Genomic DNA, 21,743 nt, shown 5'->3' with positions numbered 1-21,743 from the left:
GCTCGCTCGCCGCGCTCAGGGTCACCTTGAAGGTCAGTGGGGTGCCCTCTTCCGCTTTCGCGTCGGCGTTGCTCACCCCCACCTTGGCGATGGTCGTTGGGTCAACACTACCTTGGTCAATAGCATTAGCAGTATTACCAGCAGGATCGGTAACGCTGACCGTCACCTGATAACGGCCTTCAGCTAACGGTGTAGTAACGTCCACACTGTAGCTGCCCCCCGGTTGTACGGTGGCCGTCAGCGTCTGCTGGTTGCCATTGACGTCGGTCACCACCAGGGTCACTGTGCTGCCAGGGGCGGCATTTGTGGTGCCCGTGATGGTCGGGGTGCTGTCGCCGGTGTTGTCCGGTGCAGTCACAGTGATGGAAGGCGCCGTGGTGTCGACGCTGCCATCGTCGGTGGCGGTGCCGGTATTGCCGGCAGGATCGGTCACGCTGGCGGTCACGTCATAGCCGCCGTCCGGCAGAGGGGTCCCCACATTCACGCTGAAGCTGCCATCCGGATTGACGGTGGTGATCAGGGTCTGCTGGTTGCCGTTGGCGCCGGTCACCACCAGGGTCACAGTGCTGCCGGGAGCGGCATCCGTGGTTCCGGTGAGGGTCGGGGTGCTGTCGTTGACGTTGTCCGGCGCAGACACCGTGATGGTGGGCGCGGCAAGATCGAGGAGCTCATCCTCGTCATCCTGCACTTCGGCCAGCGGAGCGGGATCGTCCGGATTGGCGGAATCAAAGCCGGCGGTTGAGATGGTGGCATCACCGGTTCTGTCGATGGTGATGAAGCCGCCGTTGCCGCTGGCACCCGCAACGCCGCCCACGTTGCCCGCAGCGGGTGCCCCGCCCGCCGCCGACGCTTCAAATGCCTGGGTCGGGTCAGTCCCTGCCAGAATCGCCTGCTGCAGGGCGGCGATGTCGTCAGGTACATCCCCCTGCCGTGCCAGCTGGGGCTCTTCAGAGTCGGGAGTGTTGCTCGGGCTCAGGGTGAAGGTGGTCTCCCCCCCCTGGAAGCTGGCCCCTTCAGGAGCAAGCAATACGGCATCCCTGGGCAGCACATCGCCTTCAGAAAGAAGCGTCTGGCTCCCGTCAGCGGCAACCAGATAGACTTTGCCTTGCAATTGGGTAACGACGACATCCTGATCCAGTACGATGCTCTTGCTGCTCATGGTTTCTCCTGAAATATCAATGGGCATAGATTTCCAGCCTCCAATGTGCCCGTTAGTCCGACCAGATACCAGTGAGAAAAATCGAACGAACAGACCGAAATGAGGCTTGGATTCGCGCCGAAAACGAAGGGTGTTTGAAGGGTAATAAAATTAGTTAAATCAATATCATCAAAAATGGCAGCATCAAGATGGGAGCCTTATTGGCTCCCATTTCATGTCGACTCAGGCCCCGGCCCAGAGCAGGATGGCCAGCAGTTGGGGAGAGATGATCCGCAGGAACATCACCAGGGGGTAGACGGTCGCGTATGACAGGGCGCTGGCGCCACTGGTGGGGTGCATGCCGTTGGCGAAGGCCAGGGCGGGAGGATCCGTCATGGAGCCGGCCAGCAGACCGCACAGGGTGAGGTAATTGACCTTGCCATAGTGGCGCGCCAGCACCCCGACCACCAGCAGCGGGATCAGGGTGATGGCCACGCCATACATCATCCAGGCGGGACCATCCCCGTTGATCAGGGTGTCAATGAAACCGGCCCCTGACTTGAACCCCACCACCGCCAGGAACAGCACTATGCCTATCTCCCGCAGCGCCAGGTTGGCGCTCGGCGGCATGAACCAGTAGAGCTTGCCGATGCTGCCGATGCGCGACAGGATGAGGGCCACCACCAGGGGACCGCCCGCCAGACCCAGTTTGAGGGCCGCCGGGAAGCCCGGCAGGTAGAAGGGAATGGAGCCGAGCAATACCCCCAATCCAATGCCGATGAAGACCGGCAGCATCTGCACCTGCTGCAGTTTTTGCTGGACGTTGCCGACCACGCTGGTCACGGCCTCGATGGCATCGAGCCGCCCCACCAGGTTCAGGATGTCGCCAAACTGCAGGCTGGTCTGGCTGGTCGGAACCAGCTCGATGCCGGCCCGGTTCAGGCGCGAGATGACCACATCGTATTTCTGCTTGATGTCGAGATCCCGGATCCGTTTGCCGAGCACCTGCTCGTTGGTGACCACCACCCGCTCGACCCGCAGATCCGTGCCCCGGGTGGAGAGGGAGGTATCCACCTCCTCCCCGAGCACCAGCAGCACCTTGTGCAGGGCGTGGCGCTCCCCCACCAGGTGCAGCAGATCGCCGAGCTCGATGCGCGAGTCGGGCTTGGGCACCATCAGTTCGTCACCGCGCTTGAGGCGGGAGCAGATGACATCGGCCTCGTCCAGGCTCGGGATCTCGCGGAGCATCAGGCCATGCATGTTGGGGTTGCGCACCGCGATATTGATGGTCTGCAGGCTCTCCTTGGTCTTGCCCGCCTGTTGCTCGAACGCGGCAGCTTCTTCGTCGATCTTGACGTGAAAAAAGATGCGAATGAGCCACATGGTGAGCAGGATCCCGCAGATCCCGAACGGGTAGGCAACCGCATAGCCCATCCCCATCAGGCCGGTGGAGCCCGGATCCGCCCCAAGCTCGGCCAGGATCTGCTGGCCTGCCCCCAGCGAAGGGGTGTTGGTCACGGCACCGGAGAAGACTCCGAGGATCACCGGCAGCGGCACGTCGAACAGCTGGTGCAGCGCCGCGGCCACCACGCAGCCGAGCAGCACCAGCAGGGCGGCGAAGCCATTGAGCTTGAGCCCCGAGCTGCGCAGGGAAGAGAAGAAGCCGGGCCCGACCTGGATGCCTATGGTGTAGACAAACAGGATCAAACCAAATTCTTGAATGAAATGAAGTGTTTGCTCATCCAGCTTCAGGCCGGAGAGCCCGGCAAAATGCCCCACTATGATGCCGCCGAACAGCACACCGCCAATCCCCAAACCAACGCCATAGACTCGCCAGTTTCCCAGCCAGAGTCCCAGCACCGCCACCAGCGACAACATGCTGATGGAAAGCGCGATCTCACTCATTTTTGCATCCTTTCCAAGCTGAACTGACCCTAGCTTGTCAGCAAACGAAGGGGGCAACTGTGGGATGCCGCACGAATTCAGGCTTTCATGGGCGCAAAAATACCAATTAAGGGTTAATCAGGCGACATAGCCATAGATGGCCACAAAGTGGCAGAGGCTCCCGCCCAGCACGAACAGATGCCAGATGGCGTGGTTGTAGGGGATCTGCCTGGCCATATAGAAGAGGGTACCCAGGCTGTAGATAAGCCCGCCAAGCCCCAGCAGCAGGAGCCCGGTGCCATCCAGATGGAGATAAAGCTGATAGACGACCACCAGGGACAGCCAGCCCAGCATCAGATAGGTGAACAGTGACAGACGCTTGAAGCGGTTGATGAACAGGAGCTTGAATACCACCCCGGCCAGGGCCAGCCCCCAGATCACCACCATCAAGCCCTGCGCCAGCGGGGTATCGAGCGCCACCAGCAGGAAGGGGGTGTAGGTGCCGGCGATCAGCAGATAGATGGCGCAGTGGTCAAGCAGCTTGCACCGGCGTCTGGCCACCGCCGATCCCATGCTGTGGTAGAGGGTCGAGGCGAGATAGAGCAGCACCAGGCTGGTGCCGTAGAGGGCGTAGCTCAGCAAGGCCTGGGGACCCTGATCCCAGCCCTTGTGCAGCAGCAGGATCAGGCCGATGATCCCCAGCAGCAACCCCAGCCCGTGGCTGAGACGATTGGCCCACTCTTCCCGTGGGGAATACCCCGTCACATCCGTCATCACCACCTCCAGCCAAAACCCGATCCACTCTAGCGGCCGACGTTTCAGGCTACAAGTGTTAGCTCAAAATAAAAGGGGGCAGGCCAGGAGGAGTCCCGCCGTCAGGAGGTGGCTGTTCCCCCCGCCCCTTTGGTGTATGCTCTGCGGCCGACGCCACCCGCGCAGATGGCCGTGTCTGTCCGTCACGGCGCGCGCCCGGTACTTTCTGCCCGACAGGCTGGTCTGGAGAACCTGATGAAGCTGACTGAACTGTTTACACAACCGGATCCTGACTTCGGCCAGGCCATGACGGCCCTGCTGGAGACCTTCCATCACTCGGATGACAGTCAGGCCCCCTATCAGCGCGACAGTTTCGTCCATCAGCTCGATCAGTCGTCCATGCCCGCCAGCGGCATAAGCACGACAGAGTACCTCACGCGACTCGCCGCCCTGGTACCCGGTGCCTCCCATCTCACCTCGCCCCACTACATGGGACACATGACGGCGCCCCTGCCGGCCTTCACCGCCGAGCTCTCCCGGCTGCTGGTGATGCTCAACCAGAACCCGATGAAGATGGAGTCCTCCCGCCTGCTCAGCTTCCTGGAGCGGGAGGTGCTGGCCAAGCTGCACCGCCTCGTCTATCGGGAGGACGACGGCTTTTACGAGGCGCAGATGCATGCCAAGGATGCCGCCCTCGGGGTCATGACCAGCGGTGGCACCATAGCCAACGTCACCGCCCTCTGGCTGGCCCGCAACCGGGCCTGTGGCGACGATCTGTTTTCCCTCTACGAGCAGGGCTACCGTGGCGCCGTGATCCTGGGGTCCAGGCTGATGCACTACTCCTTCGACAAGGGGATGGATCTGCTGGGGCTGGGGGCTTGCCGCGTCTGGCGTCTCGAGACGGATGCCGACAACCGGCTCTGCCTCTCGGCCCTCGAGCATGCGCTGGTTCGATGCCGGGAGCAAAAGCTCAAGGTGCTGGCCCTGGTGGGGGTCGCCGGCAGCACGGACTTCGGCTCCATCGATCCCCTGCCCGAGCTCGCCGCCATCGCCAGGCGCGAGCAGATCCACTTTCACGTGGATGCCGCCTGGGGCGGCCCTACCCTGTTTTCACCCCGCTATCAGGGCCTGCTGGATGGCATAGCGCAGGCCGATACCGTGACCCTGGACGGCCACAAGCAGCTGCTGGTACCGCTCGGTACCGGCATGCTGCTCTGCCGCCAGCCGGATCTGATGATGACGGTGAAGCGGGAGGCCCCTTACGCCATTCGCGCCAGCTCCTTCGATCAGGGCCGCTTCACCCTGGAGGGCACCCGTCCCGCCAACGCGCTCTATCTGGATGCCGCCTTCCAGCTGCTGGGCCAGCAGGGCTATGCCCAGCTTATCGACGCCAATTACGACAGGGCACGGCGGATGGCTGAGCTCATCGATGCCCACCCCGCCTTCGAGCTGATGTCGGCCCCCGTGATGAACCTGCTCTCCTATCGCTGCATTCCGCCTCACCTGCAGGGCAAGGCCCTGGACGAGGCGGCCAACGAGCAGATCAACGCCTTCAACGTGGCGTTGCAAAAGGCCCAGCGCGCCGAGGGGCACAGCTTCGTCTCCCGCACCCAGCGGGCGGTGAGCCGCTACGGCGCACAGCCGCTCACCCTGCTGCGCGCCGTCCTGCTCAATCCTCTCATCGAGGAGCGCCATATCCGCGGCTTGCTGGATGACCAGCTGCGACTCGGCAGCCTCGTTGCCAGCCAGCTGTTCGACCAGGCAGAACAACCGACAGCCAGTGCCATCCTTAGGGTGGCGACCCCGCAGCGGGGAACTGCATACTAAATGAACGGTCTTATTCATTTGCCGTTGCCTAACGGGCAGGTACACTGAGTGAAATTTTGAGGTTAGAGCCCAGCATGAAGCAGTTTATTGAATTCATTCCCCTGATCGTCTTCTTCGCGGTCTACAAGTTCTACGACATCTACACCGCCACCGGCGCCCTGGTGGTGGTCACCGGTCTCCAGCTGCTCTACAGCTGGGTTCGGTATCGCAAGGTCGAGAAGATGCAGCTGTTTACCTTCCTGCTGGTCGGTTTCTTCGGCGGCCTCACCGTCTTCTTCCACGACGACACCTTCATCAAGTGGAAGGTGACCGTCATCAATGCACTCTTTGCCCTCGCCCTGCTCATCAGCCGCTACGGCTTTGGCAAGAATCTCATCAAGCAGATGCTGGCCAAGGAGCTGCAAGCCCCCGACCGCGTCTGGGACAAGGTCAACCTCGGCTGGGTCGGCTTCTTCGCCCTCTGCGGCCTGCTCAACCTCTATGTGGCCTTCAACCTCTCCCAGGAGATGTGGGTCAACTTCAAGGTCTTCGGCCTGCTGGGCATGACGCTGGTGTTCACCCTGCTGAGCGGCGTCTACCTCTATCGCCACATGCCGGCCGAGCAAAAAGCAGAACAGAAAAAATAACCGCAATCAGAAAAGGACCCTCTCATGTGGTATCTCATCTACTCCGAAGATGTCGCCGGCAGCCTGCCCCAGCGCAAGCTGGCTCGCCCTGCCCACCTCGCCCGTCTGCAGGCGCTGCAGGATGAGGGGCGCCTGCTGACGGCCGGCCCCAATCCGGCCATAGATGCCGAGGACCCGGCCGATGCGGGCTTCACCGGCAGCACAATCATCGCCGAATTCTCCAGCCAGGCCGACGCCAAGGCCTGGGCCGATGCCGACCCTTATGTGGCGGCTGGCGTCTATGCCAGGGTGACCATCAAGCCGTTCAAGAAGGTGTTCTGAACCGGGCCCGGTTCGCATCATATTGAGCGCGAGAATGCAAAAGGCCGGACACTGTCCGGCCTTTTTACATCTGCGCGCCCTGGCAGCGGCAATCAGGCCCGCGCCACAAACCAGGGGTTGAGGATATCCGGCTTGTTGTAGGCAAGCGCTGAGCCATCGAGCTGGGTCACGGACCCACCCGCTCCTTCCAGCACCGCCTGCGCCGCCGCCGTGTCCCACTCGCAGGTAGGGGCGAGGCGCGGATAGAGCTCGGCGCCCCCTTCGGCGATGATGCAGAACTTGAGTGAGCTGCCCATGGAGACCAGCTCTATCTCGCCAAACGGAGCCAGATAGTCGAGGGTGGCCTGCGACAGGTGGTTGCGACTGCCCACCACGCGCCATGCTTGCCCATCCTTATGGGGGCGGGTCTGGATGACTTCATGCTGGCCATCGGCAACACGCCAGGCCCCGACCCCCTTGCCGCCATACCAGAGCTTGTCCAGCACAGGGGCATAGACCAGTCCCCAGACCGGCCTGCCCTCCTCGATCAGCGCAATGTTCACGGTGAACTCGCCGTTGCGGGAGACGAACTCCTTGGTGCCATCCAGCGGATCCACCAGCCAGTAGCGGGACCAGCCGCGCCGTGCCTGCATCGTCTCGGCGTCCGACTCTTCCGACAGCACGGGAATATCCGGCGTCAAGCGGGCCAACGCCTGCACGATCACCTCGTGCGCTCCCTGATCGGCGGCGGTGAGCGGACTCTCGTCCTGCTTGTACTCCACCGCGAAGGGCTGACGGTAGATGGACAGGATGGCGTCACCGGCGGCGCGGGCGATGGGCTCCAGTGCGGAAATGGCGGGTAAGAACATAGAAAAGATATCTCGCTCAAATGGTTAGCCAGTGTAACTGAGGAGGAGGTATCCAGCTTATAGCCGATTTGCCTGAGTTATTCCTTGCTAGTTCTGACAGACAAAAAGTGGCGCAATACGACTAATGATAAATGTGCCATTAAGGCAGTTTCATAAGGAAGTGACGCAATGAACCGAAAGACTCTGATCGCCGCCCTGCTGCTGGGTTGTCTGCCCCTGTTGAGTCAGCCTCTGCTCGCCGCCGACAAGCCGGCCACCATGGCCACCAGCGCCAAGGAGGCCGGCAAGATCAACCTCAATACCGCCAGTGCCGATGAACTCGCTGCGCTGAAGGGCGTTGGCGAGAAGAAGGCGCAAGCCATCGTCGATTACCGCGAGAAGCAGGGCAAGTTCACTACTGTGGATCAGCTGGCGGAGGTGAGCGGCATAGGGCCCGCCACCCTGGATGCGAATCGGGACATGATTATCGTCAAGTAACCGGTTTGAATCCCTATCATCCTGAGGGCGGCCTGTGGCTGCCCTATTTTTCTTCGGGTATCATGAGCCCACTTTGTATCTTCGGACTCATTCCATGAAAAAGACACCCCTCGTTGTTCGCAAGGCCGTCCTCCCCGTTGCCGGTCTGGGTACCCGCATGCTGCCCGCCACCAAGGCCATCCCCAAAGAGATGCTGCCGGTGGTCGACAAGCCGCTGATCCAGTATGTGGTGCGTGAGGCCATCGCCGCCGGCATCAAGGAGATCATCCTGGTGACCCACTCCAGCAAGAACTCCATCGAGAACCATTTCGACAAGAGCTTCGAGCTGGAGGCGACCCTGGAGAAGCGGGTCAAGCGCCAACTGCTGGAAGAGGTGCAGCACATCTGCCCGAAAGACGTCACCATCATGCACGTGCGCCAGGGCGAGGCCAAGGGCCTGGGCCATGCGGTGCTGTGCGCCCGCCCGCTGATCGGGGATCACCCCTTCGCCGTGCTGCTGCCTGACGTGCTGATCGACGAGGTGGCGAGCGATCTCAAGCAGGACAACCTGGCCGAGATGGTGCACATGTTCGAGGCGGACCAGATCAGCCAGATCATGGTGGAAGCCGTCCCCGAGAGCGAAGTGGACAAATACGGCATCGCCGACATCAAGGGCGAGGCCCTGAGCGCCGGCATGTCACTGCCGATGCAGGCCATCGTCGAGAAGCCGCCGCGCGACGAGGCACCCTCCAACCTGGCCGTGGTCGGCCGCTATGTGCTCTCCGCCAACATCTGGCCCTTGCTGGAGAAGACCCCCGCCGGGGCGGGCGACGAGATCCAGCTGACCGATGCCATCGCCATGCTGATGGAAAAGGAGCAGGTCAATGCCTACTTCATGAAGGGTCGCAGCCACGATTGCGGCAGCAAGCTGGGTTACATGAAGGCCAACGTGGAATATGCGGTGCGCCACCGCGAACTGGACGGCGAATTTACCGCCTGGCTCAAGCAGTTCGTCAAACAGTTGTAATTGCTGAAAATTCACGCAACATACAGAATAAAAGACTGGGCATCATTCGATGCCCATTTTCATTTTATAAACAAAAATTCAACCATTGATAGATAAAATATCGTCAAAAGCTCTCGTTGTAATTCAATCCTGCTTGTTTTATAAGGAATATGGCTTGTTCCTAGCCCTTGCATAAAATTTCTAAAAAAATATAAGACACAGGTGGAAGTTCCAATGAATAACCCGTCCAAAGGGACCTTTTTAGGTCACCCTAAAGGGCTCTTTTTGCTCTTTAGTACCGAACTCTGGGAGAGATTCTCCTACTACGGCATGCGTGCCGTGCTCGTCCTCTATCTGACCGACATGACGGCCAACGGCGGCATGGGCTGGACCCAGGCCGACGCCCTCAAGCTGTACGGCATCTATACCGGTCTGGTCTACATCACCCCGATCATCGGGGGCTGGCTGGCCGATACCTTCCTCGGTCAACGCCGCGCCATCCTGATCGGTGCCATCTTCATGGCCGCGGGTCAGTTTACCCTGGCCCTGCCCCACGCCATGTTCCCGGACATGGTTAACACCGTCTTCTACGCGGGCCTTGGCTTGCTGATCCTGGGTAACGGTCTGTTCAAACCGAACATCTCCACCATGGTGGGCGACCTGTATCAGGAAGGTGACCACCGTCGTGACGGTGCCTTCACCATCTTCTACATGGGCATCAACCTGGGCTCCCTGCTGGCAGGGGTGATCTGTGGTGCCGCCGCCACCGCCTACGGCTGGCAAGCTGCCTTCGTCAGCGCCGGTATCGGCATGCTGCTCTCTCTGGTGGTGCAAGCCACTATGGCCCAGCGCTTCCTCGGCGACATCGGCCGCGTGCCGGCTGCCCAGCGCGCCGCAGAGCAGCGCTCCAAGGAGCAGAAGGCCCCGCTGACCAAGCAGGAAGTGGATCGCATCAAGGTCATCCTGGTGCTGGGTCTGTTCACCATCATCTTCTGGGCCGGTTTCGAGCAGGCCGGTGGTCTGATGAACCTGTATGCACAGGAATATACCGACCGCATGATCGGCAGCTTCGAAGTGCCGACCGCCTGGTTCCAGTCCCTGAACCCCTTCTTCATCATCACGCTCGCCCCGATCGTGGCCGCCATCTGGATCAAGCTCGGCAGCAAGGAACCGAACTCCCCGGTGAAATTCGCCATGGGTCTGCTGTTCCTGGCCGTCGGCTTCCTCTTCATGATCGGTGCCGTGCTGGAGCAAGGCGGCGATCAGGCGGTCAAGACCTCCATGTTCTGGCTGGTCGGTGCCTACCTGTTCCACACCCTGGGCGAGCTCTGCCTCTCCCCCATCGGCCTCTCCATGGTCACCAAGCTGGCACCGCTGCGCCTGGCCTCCCTGATGATGGGTGCCTGGTTCGGCTTCGTCGCCCTGGCCAACTATGCAGCCGGTTTCATCGGCTCCTTCGTCGGTGAAGCGGGCCCGATCGCCATCTTCGGTGGCATCGCCCTGGCCGCCGTGATCAGCGCCCTGATCCTGCTGACCATGGCGAACCGCCTGGTCTACTGGATGCACGGCGCCGAAGGCCCTGCCAAAGAGGCCGACGAGCACGACAAGAAGCTGCAATCCGCCGCCGTCTAATCGGTCCGGACAGCACAACGCAAACAGGGCGCCCAATTGGGCGCCCTGTTTGTTTCGGCTCTAAAGCCGGCCTCAATGATGACGAACCTGCATCTTCAGGGCGCTGCCGTTGTCGCTGCGAAACTGCAGCTCGAAGGGCTCGTGCCAGCTGCGCTTGTGCAACCCATAGCGGCTGCTGCGCATCAGCCCGAGCGGCAATCCCCCCGAGCGCATCAGCCAGTGGGGAGAGGTGAGGCCCGCATTGGCAAACACCAGTCCGTCTTCCTGATCGAACAGCAATGCCGCCATGGAAAAGGAGTGGCGCAGACCCGACTCCAGCAGTTGCAGATTGAGGTAGTCGAGCAACCTGTGGGGCTGGGTCAGCAGCTGGCTCTCCTGCTGCTGGTATTGGCGATAGGGCCCGTTCATCAAGGAGCGCACCAGGGCGCCGCAGAAGGCGGCATCCACCCCCAGGATGGGCAGCTCCATCACCAGCACCAGCAGCTTGTCGTCCAGCTTGAAGGTGTCGGGAATGAACAGATTGCCCATGCCGGCGAACGTCACCTGCCAGGGCCCCCACTCCTGCATGCCAGGTGGTGCCAGCCAGGCCAGCAGGCGGCTGGACGCCAGATCGTGGGCCCGGAAGAAGTCGATGTGCTCCATCAGCTCCAGTTGCTGGCTCTGGTGGGCGTTGCTCGTCAGGCACTGATCTATGCTGCGCCGGATCTGGCCATAGTCATCCACCGGCTTGATGAAGAAGTCGCTCGCCCCCGCCCGCAACGCCCGCTCGATGGCGGCCATCTGGTCCTGACCCGAGATGACGATGACAGGCACCTCGGGGTAGCGGGCCGCGAGGCAGGCGATCACCTCATGCCCATCCATGTTGGGCATGTTCAGATCGCATAACACGATATCGGGGTGATAGAGTGCGGCTGCCGAGAGCCCTTCGATTCCATCTTCGGCCTGAAAGACACAGGCCCCATCATGCTCGAGATAAGTGACCAGCGAGTGGCGAAAAACCGCTTCATCCTCCACCACCAAGATCCGTAGTCCGGCTTTTGACATCTTGACAAAGCTCTTATTAGTCAAACGGTTATTTGAGCACTAAGCCTAGATCATGGGAGCGCCATCTCGCCACCCAATATTGCCGGGCAGCCCCTTCAAATGGCCAGTCAGCCATCCAAGCATTTGAAATGGACTGATTATTTTGTCAGCAATTTATGCCGCTTCCCTGCCAAACGGGAGGGCTGCGCCCCATTCACCACGGGATGAAGGGGCACCGCGGCATCATCAGGCAGCCATCCATGGGCACAGTGAATTGTATGCGACCCCGCCATGAGGGATAATGCCCCCCACTCCAGATCGTGAAGCAGACCATGACGCCAGCCGAATACAGCGCCCTCGCCCATCCCAGACTCTCCCACCCGGCACGCAGCCTCTACACCCTGCAACTGCGCCGGCTGGTGCTGGAGAATCGGCTGCCCAGGCTCAACTATCCCGAACTCGGGCGCGCCCTGGCGGTGGTCGATCCGGGCAATCCCAGCGGGTTCTGCTATCAGGTCAATGCCCGCCAGCTCACCGAACTGCTCGATGAGCTGATGGAGGCCGAATTGTTGCAGGTCGAGGCACAGGTGGACAGTGAGCACTACCATCAGTGTCCCTTCCAGCTGCCCCTGCTGAGCCAGCGGGTGCGCAGCCCGCTGCCGGAGCGCCCGTTCCAGATGCATCTGCACTGGCGGCCGGATGAAGAGCTGCCCGCCCTCGCCCGCCTGTGCGGGGTGATCGATGCCAGCTACAGCGAAGAGGATCTGGGAGAGTTCATCGCCTACTGGCTGGGTCGCCCCGAGGTGTTCGACTCCCAGCATCAGTGGATGCTGAAGTTCATCCGGACCCTCAAGAGCCGGCGATACACAAGGCGCCAGCCGACCGAGGTGGCCGGTTATCAGCAGGTCACCCCGGCCCCCGTCGATTCGGGGCCGAGCAAGCGGGCGCAGGAGATGATCGAGGCCGCCAAGCGGCTGGCCCAGACCGAGGAGCCGGACAATGATTGATCCCGGATGCCCGCAGCAGGCACTATTAACCCCTTGCCACCCCAGCCCCAGCAGAAGGAGTATTCCATGACAGATCCGCACGACCCGCTGCGCCAGGAGCTGGAAGAGATCGAGGCCAAGCGCCGCAGGATCGCCAAGGCCAAACAGGATCATCGCGTGCACGATCCCGAGCTGAGCCAGCACGTGGGCGGTCTGCTCGAGCGCATCCGCCGCCTGCAGGCCCAGACCGGCGGTGGCCAGTACGACTACGAGACTCTGCGCAAGGAGTACGACGCCAAGGCCAATGCCGAGGTGCGCGAACTGCAGAAGGCGGCGCGCCAGGAGCGGATCCAGAAGCTGATCGCCCAGGCCGACCTCAACCCGGACTGGATCTTCGAGAAGATGGATGCCGGCGACCCCGCGCTGCAATACCCCATAGAGACGGCCCGCTACTTCATCAGCGGCTTCGAGCATTGGGAGAAAAGCGGCGGTGGCTGCATGCTCATCTATGGCGACTACGGCACCGGCAAGTCCACCCTGGCGGGCGCCGTGGCCCACGAGCTGATCGAACGCCATCAGAAATCGGTGATCTTCCAGCAGTGGGCCTCCATCGTGGACAGGCTCTTCTTCAACGTCATCCAGGATCAGGAGGAGCGCAACCAGTACCGCCGCGCCCTGGAAGAGGTGGATCTGCTGATCATCGACGAAGTGGCGGCCAACCGCGCCAAGATGGCGGAGAGCCAGTCCAGCTTCCTCGGCCACCTGCTGCGCCGCCGCCGCAACCTCTCGAAGAGCGTCATCATCATCACCAACCACAGTCCCCAGAGCCTGCATCAGGCCATAGGTGACTTCAGCTTCGAGGCGATCAAGGCGTTCAACCCGGTGGATATCCACCTGAGCGGCCCCAGTCGTCGCCCCAGCATAGGCCACTACAACGGCTGATCCAGTGCGAGCCCGGCCACTGGCCCGGGCTCGCCGCATTTCCCCCTTCTCAAATAAAAACAACTCTCATTTACAGCGCCATGCCAACCCTTTAGGCTGACCCTTTCGCCACAGGGAGCAGCACAATGCCAACCACACTCATCTTCGGAGCCAGCCGCGGGCTGGGCCGCGCCTTCACCGAACACGCCCTTCGCCAGGGTCACAGGGTCCTGGCCCTGGTCCGTAACCCGGCGATGGCCGCCGAGCTGCGCACCCTGGGAGTCGAAGCCATCGAAGGGGATGCGCTGGACTCGGCCGCCGTGCAGCAGGCTTGCGCGCAAGCGGGCCCGGGTACCCGGGTCCTCTCCACCCTCGGTAGCTTCCGTCAGCCGCAACCAGTGGATTATCAGGGCAACCGCCACGTCATCGACGCCATGGAGCAGACCGGGCTCACCCGCCTGCTGCTGGTGACCTCCCTCGGCTGCGGCGACAGCTGGCAATACCTGCCCGAGCGGGCCAGGGCGGCGTTTGGTCACGAGGTGCGCTTGAAGAGCCTGGCGGAGAGCTGGCTGCAGACCAGCGCGCTCGACTGGACCATCCTCAGGCCGGCCGGCTTGCAGGATGGGGAGGCCACCGGCCGTGCCGAGCTGAGCCAGGGCAAGGAGGTGCACGGACTGGTGCGCCGCGCCGATGTGGCCGCCCATGGGCTGCGCCTGCTGGCCGACGAGGCTGCGCTAGGGCAGATCTACGCCATCGGCGATCCCGAGCTCCATCGCGCCTGAGCCATCCACAACCCAATACAGCACATAAAAAAAACGGTCAGCCCTTGGGCTGACCGTTTCACACTCTCTAGCCGCCGCGTTATCTCGCCTGGCTGGCGGCCGTGTCGCTTGCCACCGGGTTGGCAACCGGCAGCGACCGCTGACGCCAGCGCAGCAGCAGGCAGGCGAGGCCGCCATGAAGCAGTGCCAGCCCCCAGAGTTGCCACCAGTAGCGCGACACCTGGCTGAACTCGGCCTCCATCTGGTTCAGGCGCAGGAATCCCTCTATGGCAGGCGTGCTCGGCACCCACTGGGCCAGCCAGTTGAGGGGGGTCGGGATCAGCTCCAGCGGCCAGATGAAGCCGGCGAGGAAGACCAGCGGCAGCGAGGAGATGAGCACTACCTGGGTCGGCAGGTCGCGACGGGTAAACAGAGCCCCCAGCACCACCCCGAGCCAGGTGGTGGCCAGCAGGAAGGGCAGGGTGAACAGCCACAAGGCGGCCGGCTCTGCGGTGCGGGCTATGCCGTAGTGGTCGAAGCAGAAGCCGAAGAAGTAGGTCACCGGCAGCACGAACAGCCCCCCCACCACCAGGGTGCGGGCCAGCAGCAACGCCAGCACGGGCGCCTGCTGCCAATAGCCGTGCTCCCCTCGCCCGCTTCGCTGGTTCTGGGTCGCCCCCAGAATGCCGGTGCCCATCAGCAGCACCTGGTGCAGGATCAGCACGAAGACCGCCGGCACCACGTAGTTCACATAGCCCATGGACGGGTTGAACACAGGCACCACGTTGAGCCCGACCGCATTCCAGCCCATGGCCGCCTGGGGCAGCGCCTCGCCGTGGCTCAGCAGCCGGGCTACCTTGATCTGAGCGGCCAGGGTGCCTCCGGCCTGGGCCAGCCCCTCGGCTATGGTGCCGTAGACCAGGAAGTAAGAGGCGTCGCCGGCATAACCCAGGGTGACGCTCTTGCCCAGCATCAGATCCCGGTAGAAGTGACGGGGAATGTGCAGTATGCCGCTCGCCTTGCCGGTCAGCATCCACTCCCGCGCCGGTGTCAGGCTGTCGACCCGAGCCACCAGTTTCACCTGAGGCGTCGCATCGGCCATGAACTCCAGCTGACGGGAGAGCTGGCTGCCGTCATCGTTGACCACCACCACAGCCTCTTCGCGAGGCAACTGATGCAGATAGGGCTGCGGATAGAGGAAGGAGTAGAAGAAGACGCCGCCAAACAGAGTCAGCATGATGGCCCTGTCCGCCAGCAGGGTGCGCAACTCGAGACGCACCAGATCCCAGAAACCCATCATGATTCAGGCTCCTTGGTGGCCAGCTGGCGGGCAGCATGGGCCTGGGGTTGATAGCGCCGCACGACCAGCAGCAGCGGCAGCAGGAACAGCAGCAGGGCGCCGAACTGGGGCAAGGCAGCCGTCAACGGCTGGCCGTAGTTGGTCTGGCCTATCTGCAGCTCGACATAGTGGGAGATGGGCAGCAGGCTGCGCCAGAACTGGGCCACATCCCCCATGGCGCTGACCGGGAAGGTGACCCCCATGAAGGCGAACCCAGGCGCCGTGTAGGCGCCCGCCAGGGAGAGCGCCCGGGCCGGATCCCGGATGACGCCGTAGAAGAAGGCTCCCATGCTGACGCAGGCAGCCGAGGCCAGCCCCAGACCCAGCGTCAGCACCAGCCAGCTCCCCTGCATGGGATAACCCAGCGCCTTGAACAGCAGCAGGCTCCACGCCAGCCCCCACCCCCACCCGATGAGCACATGGGGCAGCAGGGTGCGCCAGAGGCCGAACCAGACCCCTCTGGTGGTCCAGTCCAGGCCGAGTCGATCTGTGCGGGCCAGGGCATTGAGGCCATAGAGCACCACCAGGATCTGCCACACCGCGGGCAGCAGGGCACTCAGCAGAAACTGGGCGTAGCTGGAGTTGATGTTGTAGAGCGCCGTCACCTGGCTGGCGATGGGCACGGATTGCCCCAGCGCCCCGGGCAGCGCCTTGCCGTCGGCCATGGCCTCCAGCACGCCCACCTGACCGTTGAGGGTGCCCACCACCTGGGCCAGGGCCGCGTTGACCAGCTTGGCGATCAGGATGAACTGGCCGTTGTTGAACACTGTCACCCTGGGCTGGGTGCCCTCCCGGGCATCCCGCTCCAGGTGGTTGGGGATCACCACCAGGGCATAGATGTCCCCTCCACGCAGGGCCCTGGCACCCTCGTCTATGGTGTCAAACTGCTGCGCTATCTTGAGCCCGGCCGAGCCATCCAGCGAAAATGCAAGCTGGCGGGAGAGGGTGCTGCGATCCAGATCCACCAGACCCACCTTGAGATCCCGCGCCAGCCCCGCCGAGAAGATCCAGCACAAGAGCCCGATCAGCAGCAGCGGGATCCAGCTGGTCAGGGCCCGGCTGAAAGGGTCTTGCCACAGCAGCCGCCATTCGCGTCCCATCAGAGTTCGACCAGCACGCTCATGCCAACCCGCAACCCCTCAACCGGTTGCAAGGGGCGCGCCTCCACCTGGAAGCTCTTCATGTCGAACCCCTGACGGGTGTCTGTGGCTCGCCAGGTAGCGAAATCCCCCATCGCGGCCACATGGGACACCTTGAAGCGCACAGTCTGATCGCCAAGGCCCGGGATGCGGGCATCAAACTCGGTGCCGACCGGGAAACGGGGCAGCAGATCCTCGCGTACATGGAACTGGGCCCAGGCATCCTTCATGTCGAGCAGGGTCACCACAGGGAAGCCCTGGGGCGCCAGCTCGCCGCTGCGCAGCAGCACCTGGGCGACTTCCCCCTCGTGCGGGCTGGCGATGCGAGTGTCCGCCAGATAGGCCTCTACCTCGGCCACCCCGCCTGCCGCCATCTTGGCCTGCTCCCGCGCCGCGACCTTGGTCTCCTCCCGCGCCCCTTCCAGGGTCATCTGATATTGCTGCCAGGCCATGCCTTCGCTGTATTTGGCCGCCTGCCAGGCCGTCCAGGCCTCGTCACGCTTTTGCAGCGGCATGACGCCGTCCCGATGCAGGCTGGCGATACGCTCATAGGTCTTGCCACGAAGCAGGGCGGCCGCCTTGGCTTGCTGCCACTGATCCTTGGCCGCGGCTATCTGCTGGGCCCGCGCCCCCTTCTCGGCCTCCTGCGCCATGGCACCAGCGGCCGCCTGACCAGCCTTGGCCTGGCTCAGCTTGGCCTCGATCTCGGGGCTCGCCAGGGTGAACGCCAGCTGACCCTTGGCCAGTTGATCCCCCTTCTTCACCAGCACCTCGTCGATGCGCCCCGCCACCTTGGAGGAGACAGAGTACTGCTGCGCCTCAATCTGGCCCTGCAGGCGCACCGGCTCCGGCTGATAGGCCAGCCAGAAACGCCAGCCCAGCCAGATGACCAGCAGCACCAGGGCAAGTGGCAGCAACCAAGGCTTGCCCTGGCTCATCTTCTTCTTGATGGGGGGATGACTCATGAATTCACCTCGACAAAAGGGCGACCCTTGGCGGTCGACACAGTGGTGGACAGATGGACCTGCTGGGTCGAAGTCATGAATTCACCTCTATCGCCTGACCATGCTGATATTGATTGAAACTGTTCATCTGCCCCGAGAGCGCCAGCAGGCGGGCCAGGGAGACCACGTATTGGTAGGCTGCGGCGGCACGTTGGGTCTTGACCCCGGCCAGCTGGCTCTGGGCATCCACCACATCCAGGGAGGTGGAGAGTCCCTGGCCGAATGCCTTGTCCCGCAGCCGCACGTTCTCCTCCGCCAGGGCCTGGGTCGAGGAGAGGGCATGATACTCCTCCAGCCCCTGCGCCGCCTCGCGCCAGGTCTTCTCGACCAGCAGCTCCAAATCCTGGCGGGTCTTGGCCTGCAGCAGATTGACCTGCAGCTCGGCACTCTTGGCCGCCTGCACCGTCTCGGAGCGGCCGTCGCGGCTCACCAGCGGCATGCTGACCCCGACCCCGACCAGCCAGTCCGGCGTGGTCTTGGACACGATGGAGTCATCTTCATAGAGGTTGTAGTTGCCAAACAGGAAGAGCTCGGGGGCGTATTTGCCCTTCTCCAGCTTGATCATGCCCTGGGCCTGCTCCTTCTTGGCCGCCAGCAACTTGAGGCCGGGGTGCACCGCCAGGGTCTCCTCCACGAAGGGGGTGAGCTGCGGCATCCCCTCGTTGATGAAGAGCCGGGTGTTGGGCTCCGCCTGCTTGAGCTTGAGCATGTGGCCTAGGGCCAGCTGGGCTATCTCCAGGCTGCGCCGCGCCTTCTGGGTATCGATGCGTGCCCTGTCATAGGCCGACTGGGCGGAGAGTCGCTCGACCTTGGCTATCTGGCCCTGGGCTTCGAGCTTTTTGGCATGATCCAGGTGGTGGGCCAGCCCCTGTTCGATCTCCTGCTTGGTCTGCACCACCTGGGCCGCCAGCACCACGCCGAAGTAAGTCTGGGAGAGGCTCTCGAAGGTGGACTGCTGCTTGAGTACCAGCAACTGCTGTGCCTCGCTCACCTGCGCCTGGCGGATGTCCTGGGCCGCATCGATGCGCCCGCCGGTGAAGAGGGGCCACAGCATCTTGACCGAGCTGGTCACCACGTTCTGCTTGGTGAGGGGAGTGACGAAGTCGCTGGGGCTGAGGTTGAGCGCCTGCATGACGGGGCCCAGCACCTTGCCGAATTCCGGGTGATTGGCGATGGGATTCAGATCCAGCATGTCCAGCTCCATCGGCTGATCGAGGTGGGTATAGCTGGCCCCCACATCCACCTTGGGCAGGTACATGCCCTTGGCCGCCTCGCGCAGTTGCTCTGCCCGCGCCACCCCGGCCTGCTCCGCCGCCAGGCCGTCATCCTGCTGGATGACCCGGCTCCAGGCCTCGGTGAAGCTGACGGTCTGCGCCTGCGCCGAGCCCAGCATGGCTCCCAGCAGGCCCGGGCAGAGCAATTTGATGAACCTTGACGTCATACATCCCCAATTTATGTTTGTAATAAAATTGTGTGGAGCCTTTGCTCGATTCAGGCTCGCTATCATAGCGTAAACAGGCCCCGGAAAGAGACTGCCAAATCACCGAGTCCCTCACTCATTTGACCCTGACCATGGTCCCAGACAATATGTCTGATTTTCAAGCACTCCTGAATTTGCAAGCCTTGGCGCGACGTTTTTTTCAGAAAAAAATGGCTGACGCTCAAATACTAACCTTTTCTCCTGACTAAAAAATGCGTAATATACGCCGCCCTAAGCCGATGGTAACCGTGGAATGCAGATAGGTCCCCACACGCTTGAAACTCCCTTGATCGTGGCCCCCATGGCCGGTGTTACAGACCGACCATTTCGTGAACTTTGTTTACGTTTGGGAGCAGGCATGGCCGTTTCCGAGATGCTGCTGGCCAACCCGGATGTCTGGGATACCCAGAAAACCAGGATGAGAATGGGCCACTCTGCCGAAACCGGACTGCGATCGGTCCAGATTGCCGGAGCCGACCCCGAGATGATGGCGTTTGCTGCCCGCTACAACGTGGAGCAGGGCGCTCAGATCGTCGACATCAACATGGGATGTCCGGCAAAAAAAGTGAATAAAAAGTTGGCAGGCTCCGCCCTGCTGCGCCAACCCGATCTGGTCAGATCCATCTGCCAGGCCGTGGTGAATGCAGTAGAGGTACCTGTCACCTTGAAGATCCGCACAGGATGGGATCCGGATAACCGCAATGGCGAGGAGATCGCCCGAATCGCCGAAGATTGCGGTATCGCGGCCCTTGCCGTGCATGGTCGTACCCGCTCCTGCCTCTACAAGGGTGAAGCGGAGTACGACACTATCAGGGCGATTAAGCAGGCCGTATCGATTCCTGTTGTCGCCAATGGCGACATAGACAGCCCGGAGAAGGCCCGGTATGTCCTCGACTATACCGGCGTCGACGCCGTGATGATCGGCCGTGCTGCGCAAGGACGACCCTGGATTTTCCGGGAAATCCGTCATTTTCTTGAGACGGGCACCAAGCTGCCGCCTCCCGACAGGGAAGAGGTTCGCACCCTGATGAACGAGCATGTTACCAACCTGCACCAGTTTTACGGTGCATATCTGGGAGCGCGCATTGCCCGTAAACACGTGGGCTGGTATCTGGATGAAGAAGAGACGGGCCGAGAATTCCGTAAGCACTTCAATGCCCTGGATTGTGCAGACGCACAGTTGAACGCGCTTGAAATGTATTTCGATGGATTAGGTTAACGCATAACTAAAGAGCCGACCGAATATGTTCGAACAAACCCTGACTTCTGATGCATTGGTAACAACTACTCACAATCACGCTGCCGAGCCGACCCAGCGCCCCCTGCGTGACTCTGTGCAACAGGCCCTGCGTAACTACCTGGCCCAGTTGAACGGTCAGGAAGTGATTGATCTGTACGATATGGTTCTCTCCGAAGTCGAAGCCCCCATGCTGGACGTGATCATGCAGTACACCCGTGGTAACCAGACTCGCGCCGCCGTGATGATGGGCATCAACCGTGGCACCCTGCGCAAGAAACTCAAGCGCTACGGCATGAACTGATTCCAGTCATCCTGCTGCAGTGCAGATAAGGGCGTATCCCAGCGATGGGATACGCCTTTTTCTATGGCCGACGTTCCTGACAGCGCCTTACTCCACGGCCAGCTTGATGCCGAGTCCCACGAACAGCCCCCCCATCAGGCGATTGAGCCAGCGTGCCAGCCGGGCAGGCAGGCGCACCTTGCGACTCGCATAGGCGGTCGAGAAGGCCAGCAGGTGGCACCAGATCATCCCGTTGAGGTTGAAGATGCAACCCAGCACGATAAACGCCAGCGCCTTCTGCGGCGCATCGGGGGCGATGAACTGAGGCACAAAGGCGAGGAAGAAGAGCGCGACCTTTGGGTTGAGCACATTGGTGAGCAACCCCTGCCGGAAGATGCGCCCATAAGAGAGCGCAGGCAGCGATACCGCGGGCTCGCTCGCAACGGATGAGCTTGCACCTTGCCTGAGCAGAGAAATCCCCAGATAGACCAGATAGAGCGCCCCCATCAGCTTGATGACGGCGAACAGCTCGGCAGAGGCACTCAGCAGCGCAGACAGCCCCAGCGCCGCCGCCAGCACATGCACCATGGTGCCCGTGCCTATGCCCAGTGCGGCCACCGAGCCCGCTCGCCAGCCTTGTGAGCCACTGCGCAGCATGATGAGCAGGGAGTCCGGCCCCGGCATCATGTTCAACAGCAGGCCAGAAACGATAAACAACGCCAGATCGTGGATCCCCAACATACACAGCTCCCTTGCCGATGAAACTCACAGTCTATGGATCCAGCCCGTCTTGTCACTCCCCCGTTACGGCAATAGTGAACATAGGCAGGAGGCATAACCAAGGGCGATCAGGGTTGGTGGAGAGAGTAGAAGAGTCGAAAGGTAAGCAAGTGGGTAAACAACGGGCCATGTATTTGGATCAGATGACCTGGGCATCCTCTGAACCATCAGAAAATCGGTGCTGAAGCACAGAATGTCAGGCAATAAAAAACCCCGCTCATCGAGCGGGGTTTCTTGTATTGGGTGCCTGGCAGTGTCCTACTCTCGCATGGCGAATGCCACACTACCATCGGCGCTAC

Annotated in this window: 21 protein-coding genes; 11 read left to right on the top strand and 10 right to left on the bottom strand. The window is 62.0% G+C overall.

Translation table 11 applies throughout. The features are described 5' to 3' along the window. The 3 genes from HB860_RS02200 to trhA all read right to left on the bottom strand — a co-directional run. Positions 1 to 1,159: retention module-containing protein (locus HB860_RS02200; protein ID WP_247625613.1), on the bottom strand; the 1,159-nt coding region annotated here is incomplete at its 3' end. 222 nt (positions 1,160 to 1,381) lie between these two features. Next, on the bottom strand, positions 1,382 to 3,043 hold the full coding sequence (locus HB860_RS02195; RefSeq protein ID WP_247625612.1) for a putative transporter: 1,662 nt from the start codon (positions 3,041 to 3,043) through the stop codon (positions 1,382 to 1,384). Positions 3,044 to 3,160: 117 nt separating this feature from the next. Next, positions 3,161 to 3,796 carry a PAQR family membrane homeostasis protein TrhA gene (gene trhA / locus HB860_RS02190; RefSeq protein ID WP_247625611.1) on the bottom strand — a complete coding sequence of 212 codons (636 nt, stop codon included), beginning with the start codon at positions 3,794 to 3,796 and terminating at the stop codon, positions 3,161 to 3,163. Between the two features lie 234 nt (positions 3,797 to 4,030). Here trhA and HB860_RS02185 point away from each other — a divergent pair, with 234 nt between their 5' ends. From HB860_RS02185 to HB860_RS02175, 3 genes are all read left to right on the top strand, one after another. Next, positions 4,031 to 5,602 (top strand): aminotransferase class V-fold PLP-dependent enzyme, encoded by a 1,572-nt coding sequence (locus tag HB860_RS02185; RefSeq protein WP_247625610.1) that lies wholly within the window; start codon positions 4,031 to 4,033, stop codon positions 5,600 to 5,602. Positions 5,603 to 5,676: 74 nt separating this feature from the next. Further along, a complete protein-coding gene (locus tag HB860_RS02180; RefSeq protein ID WP_247625609.1) occupies positions 5,677 to 6,228 on the top strand; it encodes a septation protein A in 552 nt (183 codons plus the stop codon). Between the two features lie 24 nt (positions 6,229 to 6,252). Beyond that, positions 6,253 to 6,549: a YciI family protein gene (locus tag HB860_RS02175; RefSeq protein WP_247625608.1), complete on the top strand. Its 297-nt coding sequence runs from the start codon at positions 6,253 to 6,255 to the stop codon at positions 6,547 to 6,549. Between the two features lie 92 nt (positions 6,550 to 6,641). Here the strand turns inward: HB860_RS02175 and cysQ are convergent, their stop codons facing one another. Next, positions 6,642 to 7,397 carry a 3'(2'),5'-bisphosphate nucleotidase CysQ gene (gene cysQ / locus HB860_RS02170; protein ID WP_247625607.1) on the bottom strand — a complete coding sequence of 252 codons (756 nt, stop codon included), beginning with the start codon at positions 7,395 to 7,397 and terminating at the stop codon, positions 6,642 to 6,644. Positions 7,398 to 7,565: 168 nt separating this feature from the next. Here cysQ and HB860_RS02165 point away from each other — a divergent pair, with 168 nt between their 5' ends. The 3 genes from HB860_RS02165 to HB860_RS02155 all read left to right on the top strand — a co-directional run bounded on the left by HB860_RS02165 (position 7,566) and on the right by HB860_RS02155 (position 10,491). Beyond that, positions 7,566 to 7,874: a ComEA family DNA-binding protein gene (locus HB860_RS02165; protein WP_247625606.1), complete on the top strand. Its 309-nt coding sequence runs from the start codon at positions 7,566 to 7,568 to the stop codon at positions 7,872 to 7,874. Between the two features lie 94 nt (positions 7,875 to 7,968). Then, on the top strand, positions 7,969 to 8,880 hold the full coding sequence (galU, locus tag HB860_RS02160; protein WP_139439632.1) for a UTP--glucose-1-phosphate uridylyltransferase GalU: 912 nt from the start codon (positions 7,969 to 7,971) through the stop codon (positions 8,878 to 8,880). Positions 8,881 to 9,093: 213 nt separating this feature from the next. Next, positions 9,094 to 10,491 (top strand): peptide MFS transporter, encoded by a 1,398-nt coding sequence (locus HB860_RS02155; RefSeq protein WP_202046654.1) that lies wholly within the window; start codon positions 9,094 to 9,096, stop codon positions 10,489 to 10,491. A gap of 72 nt (positions 10,492 to 10,563) precedes the next feature. Here HB860_RS02155 and HB860_RS02150 read toward each other — a convergent pair whose 3' ends face one another. Next, a complete protein-coding gene (locus HB860_RS02150; RefSeq protein ID WP_234570412.1) occupies positions 10,564 to 11,535 on the bottom strand; it encodes a response regulator in 972 nt (323 codons plus the stop codon). A 311-nt stretch (positions 11,536 to 11,846) separates the two neighbouring features. Between HB860_RS02150 and HB860_RS02145 the strand changes: the two genes are divergently transcribed. The 3 genes from HB860_RS02145 to HB860_RS02135 all read left to right on the top strand — a co-directional run bounded on the left by HB860_RS02145 (position 11,847) and on the right by HB860_RS02135 (position 14,203). Next, complete coding sequence (locus HB860_RS02145) at positions 11,847 to 12,521, top strand: DnaT-like ssDNA-binding domain-containing protein (RefSeq protein WP_247625605.1); 675 nt, start codon at positions 11,847 to 11,849, stop codon at positions 12,519 to 12,521. 66 nt (positions 12,522 to 12,587) lie between these two features. Continuing rightward, complete coding sequence (locus HB860_RS02140) at positions 12,588 to 13,442, top strand: DnaA ATPase domain-containing protein (protein ID WP_043133064.1); 855 nt, start codon at positions 12,588 to 12,590, stop codon at positions 13,440 to 13,442. A gap of 125 nt (positions 13,443 to 13,567) precedes the next feature. Continuing rightward, complete coding sequence (locus HB860_RS02135) at positions 13,568 to 14,203, top strand: SDR family oxidoreductase (protein ID WP_247625604.1); 636 nt, start codon at positions 13,568 to 13,570, stop codon at positions 14,201 to 14,203. A gap of 79 nt (positions 14,204 to 14,282) precedes the next feature. On the opposite strand, the gene HB860_RS02130 is transcribed toward HB860_RS02135, so the two are convergent. The 4 genes from HB860_RS02130 to HB860_RS02115 all read right to left on the bottom strand — a co-directional run bounded on the left by HB860_RS02130 (position 14,283) and on the right by HB860_RS02115 (position 19,105). Then, entirely contained in the window at positions 14,283 to 15,482 is a 1,200-nt protein-coding gene (locus HB860_RS02130; protein ID WP_247625603.1) for an ABC transporter permease, read from the bottom strand. Then, positions 15,479 to 16,621, bottom strand: coding sequence for an ABC transporter permease (locus HB860_RS02125; protein ID WP_139439625.1), 1,143 nt, complete (start codon positions 16,619 to 16,621; stop codon positions 15,479 to 15,481). Before HB860_RS02125 ends, HB860_RS02130 begins: the two co-directional genes overlap by 4 nt. Then, the gene (locus tag HB860_RS02120) at positions 16,621 to 17,625 is read right to left on the bottom strand and encodes an HlyD family secretion protein (protein WP_202046660.1); all 1,005 of its coding nucleotides are present in this window, start codon (positions 17,623 to 17,625) and stop codon (positions 16,621 to 16,623) included. The genes HB860_RS02125 and HB860_RS02120 overlap by 1 nt, the downstream gene beginning before the upstream one ends. Positions 17,626 to 17,698: 73 nt before the next feature. After that, on the bottom strand, positions 17,699 to 19,105 hold the full coding sequence (locus tag HB860_RS02115) for a TolC family protein (protein ID WP_162519328.1): 1,407 nt from the start codon (positions 19,103 to 19,105) through the stop codon (positions 17,699 to 17,701). 292 nt (positions 19,106 to 19,397) lie between these two features. On the opposite strand from HB860_RS02115, the gene dusB reads away from it, so the two are divergent. Both dusB and fis read left to right on the top strand, forming a co-directional pair. Continuing rightward, entirely contained in the window at positions 19,398 to 20,363 is a 966-nt protein-coding gene (gene dusB / locus HB860_RS02110) for a tRNA dihydrouridine synthase DusB (protein ID WP_111911924.1), read from the top strand. Positions 20,364 to 20,388: 25 nt separating this feature from the next. Further along, complete coding sequence (gene fis / locus HB860_RS02105; RefSeq protein ID WP_005309538.1) at positions 20,389 to 20,685, top strand: DNA-binding transcriptional regulator Fis; 297 nt, start codon at positions 20,389 to 20,391, stop codon at positions 20,683 to 20,685. Between the two features lie 87 nt (positions 20,686 to 20,772). On the opposite strand, the gene HB860_RS02100 is transcribed toward fis, so the two are convergent. Continuing rightward, positions 20,773 to 21,405 carry a LysE family translocator gene (locus HB860_RS02100; RefSeq protein WP_247625602.1) on the bottom strand — a complete coding sequence of 211 codons (633 nt, stop codon included), beginning with the start codon at positions 21,403 to 21,405 and terminating at the stop codon, positions 20,773 to 20,775. Positions 21,406 to 21,743: the final 338 nt, after the last annotated feature.

This window comes from Aeromonas genomosp. paramedia (genome assembly GCF_023093515.1).
GTDB lineage: Bacteria > Pseudomonadota > Gammaproteobacteria > Enterobacterales > Aeromonadaceae > Aeromonas.
The sequence above is the reverse complement of the archived record's forward strand: the minus strand, read 5'-3'. Positions and strand labels throughout refer to the sequence as shown.

Coding starts and splice junctions, on each gene's coding strand:
- HB860_RS02130 (WP_247625603.1), bottom strand. CDS start 15,482: ATGATGGGTTTCTGGGATCTGGTGCGTCTCGAGTTGCGCACCCTGCTG.
- HB860_RS02185 (WP_247625610.1), top strand. CDS start 4,031: ATGAAGCTGACTGAACTGTTTACACAACCGGATCCTGACTTCGGCCAG.
- HB860_RS02140 (WP_043133064.1), top strand. CDS start 12,588: ATGACAGATCCGCACGACCCGCTGCGCCAGGAGCTGGAAGAGATCGAG.
- HB860_RS02125 (WP_139439625.1), bottom strand. CDS start 16,621: ATGGGACGCGAATGGCGGCTGCTGTGGCAAGACCCTTTCAGCCGGGCC.
- HB860_RS02155 (WP_202046654.1), top strand. CDS start 9,094: ATGAATAACCCGTCCAAAGGGACCTTTTTAGGTCACCCTAAAGGGCTC.
- HB860_RS02120 (WP_202046660.1), bottom strand. CDS start 17,625: ATGAGTCATCCCCCCATCAAGAAGAAGATGAGCCAGGGCAAGCCTTGG.
- HB860_RS02165 (WP_247625606.1), top strand. CDS start 7,566: ATGAACCGAAAGACTCTGATCGCCGCCCTGCTGCTGGGTTGTCTGCCC.
- HB860_RS02195 (WP_247625612.1), bottom strand. CDS start 3,043: ATGAGTGAGATCGCGCTTTCCATCAGCATGTTGTCGCTGGTGGCGGTG.
- HB860_RS02145 (WP_247625605.1), top strand. CDS start 11,847: ATGACGCCAGCCGAATACAGCGCCCTCGCCCATCCCAGACTCTCCCAC.
- HB860_RS02135 (WP_247625604.1), top strand. CDS start 13,568: ATGCCAACCACACTCATCTTCGGAGCCAGCCGCGGGCTGGGCCGCGCC.
- galU (WP_139439632.1), top strand. CDS start 7,969: ATGAAAAAGACACCCCTCGTTGTTCGCAAGGCCGTCCTCCCCGTTGCC.
- HB860_RS02180 (WP_247625609.1), top strand. CDS start 5,677: ATGAAGCAGTTTATTGAATTCATTCCCCTGATCGTCTTCTTCGCGGTC.
- trhA (WP_247625611.1), bottom strand. CDS start 3,796: ATGACGGATGTGACGGGGTATTCCCCACGGGAAGAGTGGGCCAATCGT.
- HB860_RS02150 (WP_234570412.1), bottom strand. CDS start 11,535: ATGTCAAAAGCCGGACTACGGATCTTGGTGGTGGAGGATGAAGCGGTT.
- dusB (WP_111911924.1), top strand. CDS start 19,398: ATGCAGATAGGTCCCCACACGCTTGAAACTCCCTTGATCGTGGCCCCC.
- HB860_RS02100 (WP_247625602.1), bottom strand. CDS start 21,405: ATGTTGGGGATCCACGATCTGGCGTTGTTTATCGTTTCTGGCCTGCTG.
- HB860_RS02115 (WP_162519328.1), bottom strand. CDS start 19,105: ATGACGTCAAGGTTCATCAAATTGCTCTGCCCGGGCCTGCTGGGAGCC.
- HB860_RS02175 (WP_247625608.1), top strand. CDS start 6,253: ATGTGGTATCTCATCTACTCCGAAGATGTCGCCGGCAGCCTGCCCCAG.
- cysQ (WP_247625607.1), bottom strand. CDS start 7,397: ATGTTCTTACCCGCCATTTCCGCACTGGAGCCCATCGCCCGCGCCGCC.
- fis (WP_005309538.1), top strand. CDS start 20,389: ATGTTCGAACAAACCCTGACTTCTGATGCATTGGTAACAACTACTCAC.